Here is a 1,226-nt window from a genome sequence, read left to right on the forward strand (position 1 = left end):
GCCGTGTCCCCGAGCGAGGTCCTTGGTCCGGACCAGCGAGTCCACCTCCGCCGCGCAGGTCGGGCAGGTGCGCAGGTGCGCGGAGACCTCGGCCGCGGCCTCGGACGGGGTGAGGGCCGCGACGACGAGCTCGTCAGGAGGCGGGTGACCCATCGCTCGCCTCCCATCGCCGTCTCATGCGGCCCATCCCGCGGCGCAGGTGGCTCTTCACGGTGCCCACCGGCAGCCCGGTCAGGCTCGCGATCTGACCGTGCGTCAGGTCGTCGAAGAACGCGAGCGTGATCACCCTACGTTGCTGGTCCGGCAGCCGGGTCAGCTCGTCGGCGACCACGACACTGTCCACCACGTCGTCGGGCCGCGGGGTGGGTGGGGGCGGTGGTCCGGCCCGGACCACCCCGTCGATCATCGCCCGCTCCCGGGACCGCGCGGCGAGCACGTCGGCGACCTGGGTGCGGGTGATCCCGACCAGCCATCCGCCGAGGCCACCCCGTTCCGGGTCGAGGCTCGCCCGGCTGCGCCAGGCCCGCACGAAGACCTGCTGGGTGACGTCCTCGGCGTCGTGATGGGCACCGAGCATCCGCAGGGCGATCGTGTAGACCACCCGCGAGTGCCGGTCGTAGCCCTCCCGGAGGGCCTCGGGGTCACCGCCGCGCAGGCGCGCGGCGAGCCGTCGGTCCTCCACGCCGGTCGGGTCGGGACCGGTGTCCGGGGACGAACGCCCGCTCCTCACCCGCCCGCTCCGTCCATCGCCCCAGTCTGACGGCGACGGACGATCCGGACATCTCGAGCAGCCGGTCACCCCGAAAGGGCCGTCACGACGACGTTGTCGGTGTACGCCCCCACCGACCGGTCGAACGCGCCACCGCAGGTCACCAGGTGCAGGACCGACGGACCGTCCCGCCGGAACAGGGGCTCGAGCGCCAGAGCCTCCTTGCCGGTCTCGGCCACCGACGAGACCGTGAACGTCCGGCCACCGGCCGCGGTGTCGAGCCGCACGACGTCGCCCGGCCGCAGCCGGTCGAGGGCGTGGAAGGCGCCCCGGCCCTGGTCGCGGTCGTCGACGTGCCCGGCGAGCACGGCGGACCCGGCCGCCCCCGGCGCCGGCCCGAACCGGTACCAGCCGACCGTCCGGACGTCCGTCGGGACGGCCATGCGCCCCGCGGGATCGGTCCCGACCGGGACCACGGGGGCGTCGAGCACGGTCTCGCCGCCGCGGTCCACGCGAA

General features: G+C 75.0%; 2 protein-coding genes. Both read right to left on the reverse strand.

The window, feature by feature from the left end:
- Positions 1 to 133: 133 nt before the first annotated feature.
- On the reverse strand, positions 134 to 730 hold the full coding sequence (locus H5J29_RS33405; RefSeq protein WP_181784866.1) for an RNA polymerase sigma factor: 597 nt from the start codon (positions 728 to 730) through the stop codon (positions 134 to 136).
- Between the two features lie 65 nt (positions 731 to 795).
- On the reverse strand, positions 796 to 1,226 hold a 431-nt coding region (locus H5J29_RS33410), incomplete at its 5' end, for a class F sortase (protein ID WP_181784867.1).

The sequence above is a fragment of the Pseudonocardia pini genome, from assembly GCF_013870575.1.
Lineage (GTDB): Bacteria > Actinomycetota > Actinomycetes > Mycobacteriales > Pseudonocardiaceae > Pseudonocardia > Pseudonocardia pini.